Source organism: Streptomyces huiliensis (genome assembly GCF_020037025.1).
GTDB classification, from domain to species: domain Bacteria; phylum Actinomycetota; class Actinomycetes; order Streptomycetales; family Streptomycetaceae; genus Streptomyces; species Streptomyces huiliensis.
This window is the reverse complement of sequence record NZ_JAIQLH010000438.1, coordinates 1-3,154: the sequence shown is the minus strand read 5'-3', so window position 1 is coordinate 3,154 and position 3,154 is coordinate 1. Positions and strand designations below refer to the sequence as shown.

Sequence of the window (3,154 nt, the reverse complement as noted above, 5' to 3'; positions counted from 1 at the left end):
GCGGGGCGCGGGCCGCCGCGGGCAGCGGGCCGCCGCGGGCGTCCGCGCCCCAGGAGCCGGTGGCCGCCCCGGTCGCCAGCGCCCCGGCGAAGACCAGCGTCAGGACCGCGCCGCGCCGGTGACGGCGGTGCGGTACGAACATCGTCGGGCCGGGCATGCGCGAGATTCTAGGACACCGCCGGGCACCGTACGGGGAGTTGACCGCCTCTCGGGACGCGGCCGGCTCCTTGGGACGCCTCAGACCTTCAGGTACTTCCACAGCGCCGCGAACGCGGCCAACGCCGGCATCAGCAGGCCGGTCGCCAGGATGAGCGGCAGCTTGGTCAGCACCGCGCTCCAGCCGATGAACCGGATGACGTCGATGTGGGTGGCGAGCAGGTCGTTCACCAGGAACTGCTGGCCGGAGACGAGCAGCACGCAGGCGAGCGCGCCGCCCAGCAGCCCGGCGACGGCCGCCTCCGCGATGAACGGCACCTGGATGTAGAAGCTGGACGCCCCGACGAGCCGCATGATCCCGGTCTCCCGGCGGCGGCTGAACGCCGACACCCGGACCGTGTTCACGATCAGCAGCAGCGCCACGACGAGCATCAGGAACATGACGCCCAGCGCGCCCCAGTTCATGTACTTCAGGAGGTTGAAGAGGCTCTTGAGGGTGTCCTTCTGGTCCTCGACCGTCTGCACGCCCGGGCGTTTCTGGAAGGCGCTGGAGATGACCTCGTACTTGGTGGGGTCCTTGAGCTTGACGCGGAAGGACTCCTGCATCTGGTCGGCGGTCACCACGGTGGCCAGCGGCTGGTTGCCGAACTGCTCCTTGTAGTGCTTGTACGCCTCGTCCGTCGTCTCGAACTGGATGTCCTGGACGATCGGCATCTTCTCCAGGTCGGCCTTGATCTGCTTCTTCTGCTCGTCCGTGACCGCGCCCTTGGCGCAGGACGGGAAGTTCGCCTTGTCGGTCTTGTTGCAGAGGTAGATCGAGACGTTGGCCTTGTCGTACCAGTAGCCCTTCATCGAGTTGACCTGCTCGTTCATCAGCAGCGAACCGCCGAACAGGGCGAGCGAGAGGGCGACCGACACGATCACCGCGAAGGTCATCGTGAGATTGCGGCGGAGACCGACGCCGATCTCCGACAGAACGAACTGGGCGCGCATGGCGTCCTTTCACTGCCTTTCAGTGCTGGTAGCCGTAGACGCCGCGCGACTGGTCGCGCACGAGACGGCCCTGGTCGAGCTCGATGACCCGCTTGCGCATCTGGTCCACGATCTGCTGGTCGTGGGTGGCCATGATGACGGTGGTGCCGGTCCGGTTGATCCGGTCGAGCAGCTTCATGATGCCGACCGAGGTCTGCGGGTCGAGGTTGCCCGTCGGCTCGTCGGCGATCAGCAGCATCGGCCGGTTGACGAACGCCCGCGCGATGGCCACGCGCTGCTGCTCGCCGCCGGAGAGCTCGCCGGGCATCCGGCCCTCCTTGCCGCCGAGCCCCACCAGCTCCAGCACCTGCGGGACGGCCTTGCGGATCTCGCCGCGCGGCTTGCCGATGACCTCCAGGGCGAAGGCCACGTTCTGGGCGACCGTCTTGTTGGGCAGCAGCCGGAAGTCCTGGAACACCGTGCCCAACTGGCGGCGCATGTGCGGCACTTTCCAGTTGGAGAGCCGGGCCAGGTCCTTGCCCAGGACGTGCACCCGGCCGTGGCTGGCCCGCTCCTCGCGCAGCAGGAGTCTGAGGAAGGTGGACTTGCCGGAACCCGAGGAACCGACCAGGAAGACGAACTCGCCCTTCTCGATCTCGAGCGAGACGTCCCGGAGCGCCGGGCGGCTCTGCTTCGGGTAGGACTTGGAGACGTTGTCGAATCGAATCACGAGTGCACCACGTGCGACCTGGAGAGCGGCACGGGAACGCCACGGCCGTGGCGCCCGTCGGTGAGCGTGACCATACGCGAACGACCCGTGTACGCGCAGTCGGCATCCGGTTCGGATCCTGTGTCGACGCGTCCCCCGTCGGTGACCGGACCCTGAAGCGGGGAAGAAAGCGGGACGACAACGGGACAAACGGACCGCGGGGCCGTCAGCGGGGCGCGCGGAGGTACCGTTCGGGGCGGCTCCGGGACACCGGTCGCGCCGAAGGGCGGGAAAGCTGGCACAGTGGTAGGGGGAACCGCACGGCTCTCTCTCGCGTTGGACGTACCGGAGGAGGAATTCGCATGACATGCGACCGACTGGTGTGCGCCAACTGCGCGTCCCCGGTCAGCGAGGGGCGGTGCCCGGTCTGCCGGGCGAGCCGGGAGCGGCTGCAGCAGCAGGAGGGCCTCTTCGCGGGCCTGACGCCGGGCGCGCTCGTGGCGCTGCTGGTGGCCCTGGTCGCGGTGGCGGTCGTCGCGCGCAGCTTCGCGGCGTGAGCGGACGGTCACGACTCTTCGGGCTTCTGAACTTTTCGGACTTCTGAACTTCTCACTGAACTTTCCACGACGAGGCCCGGGGTGCGATGGCACCCCGGGCCTCAGTCGTGCCGGCGCCCTTGTGAGCGGCGCCGTGCCGGAACGTTTCGGCGTACCGGTCAGGCGACGGTGTTGCGGTTGATCGCCCGGGGCAGCAACCGGAAGCCGATGCCGCCCGCGATCATCGTCGCGGCGCCCGCGACCAGGAACCCGGTCTGACCGGCACCGGTCTGCGCCAGCTCCTCCTTGGGCTTGGCCTGCTGCACGGGCTTGACGGCCGCGCCGTCCGCGCCGGTGTTGCAGTTGCCGCTGCTGGTGTCGACCGGGCAGGCCTTGTCGGTGGCGCCGGTGCCGCTGCCCGTGGAGGGGGAGCTGGTGGCGCCGGGCGACGGCTCACCGGTGGGCTCGCTCGTCGGGTCGCCCGTAGGGCCCGTGGTGGGCTCGGAGGTCGGGTCCGAGGTGGGCTTCGGCCCTCCCGTCGGCTCCTGCGTCGGCTCGGGGCCCTTCGTCGGGTCCTTGGTCGGTTCCTGCGTCGGCTCGGGGTCCTTCGTCGGGTCCTTGGTCGGTTCCTGCGTCGGCTCCGGGTCCTCCGTCGTCGGCTCCGAGGTCGGCTCGGGGTCCTCCGTGGTGGGCTCCGAGGTCGGCTCGTGGGTCGGCGGCTCCGTCGTGGGCTGCGGGATGCTCGTCGGAGGCTGCGTCGTCTCCGTACCGCCCGGCGGCG

The 3,154-nt window shown here is 69.6% G+C and carries 4 protein-coding genes; 1 reads left to right on the top strand and 3 read right to left on the bottom strand.

From position 1 onward, the window contains the following. Positions 1-237: 237 nt before the first annotated feature. Together ftsX and ftsE are read right to left on the bottom strand one after the other, a co-directional pair. Positions 238-1,149, bottom strand: a complete 912-nt coding sequence (gene ftsX, locus JNW98_RS34845) for a permease-like cell division protein FtsX (RefSeq protein ID WP_223772280.1) — start codon at positions 1,147-1,149, stop codon at positions 238-240. Positions 1,150-1,168: 19 nt separating this feature from the next. Then, positions 1,169-1,858 (bottom strand): cell division ATP-binding protein FtsE, encoded by a 690-nt coding sequence (ftsE, locus tag JNW98_RS34840; protein WP_004951920.1) that lies wholly within the window; start codon positions 1,856-1,858, stop codon positions 1,169-1,171. A gap of 341 nt (positions 1,859-2,199) precedes the next feature. On the opposite strand from ftsE, the gene JNW98_RS34835 reads away from it, so the two are divergent. Then, positions 2,200-2,394: a hypothetical protein gene (locus JNW98_RS34835; RefSeq protein ID WP_223772279.1), complete on the top strand. Its 195-nt coding sequence runs from the start codon at positions 2,200-2,202 to the stop codon at positions 2,392-2,394. 158 nt (positions 2,395-2,552) lie between these two features. On the opposite strand, the gene JNW98_RS34830 is transcribed toward JNW98_RS34835, so the two are convergent. Continuing rightward, positions 2,553-3,154 (bottom strand): hypothetical protein (locus JNW98_RS34830; protein ID WP_223772278.1); only part of this gene is annotated, 602 nt, incomplete at its 5' end.

What these genes read in the sequence shown, in the direction of transcription:
- ftsX (WP_223772280.1), bottom strand. Translation starts at nt 1,149, where the DNA reads ATGCGCGCCCAGTTCGTTCTGTCGGAGATCGGCGTCGGTCTCCGCCGC.
- JNW98_RS34835 (WP_223772279.1), top strand. Translation starts at nt 2,200, where the DNA reads ATGACATGCGACCGACTGGTGTGCGCCAACTGCGCGTCCCCGGTCAGC.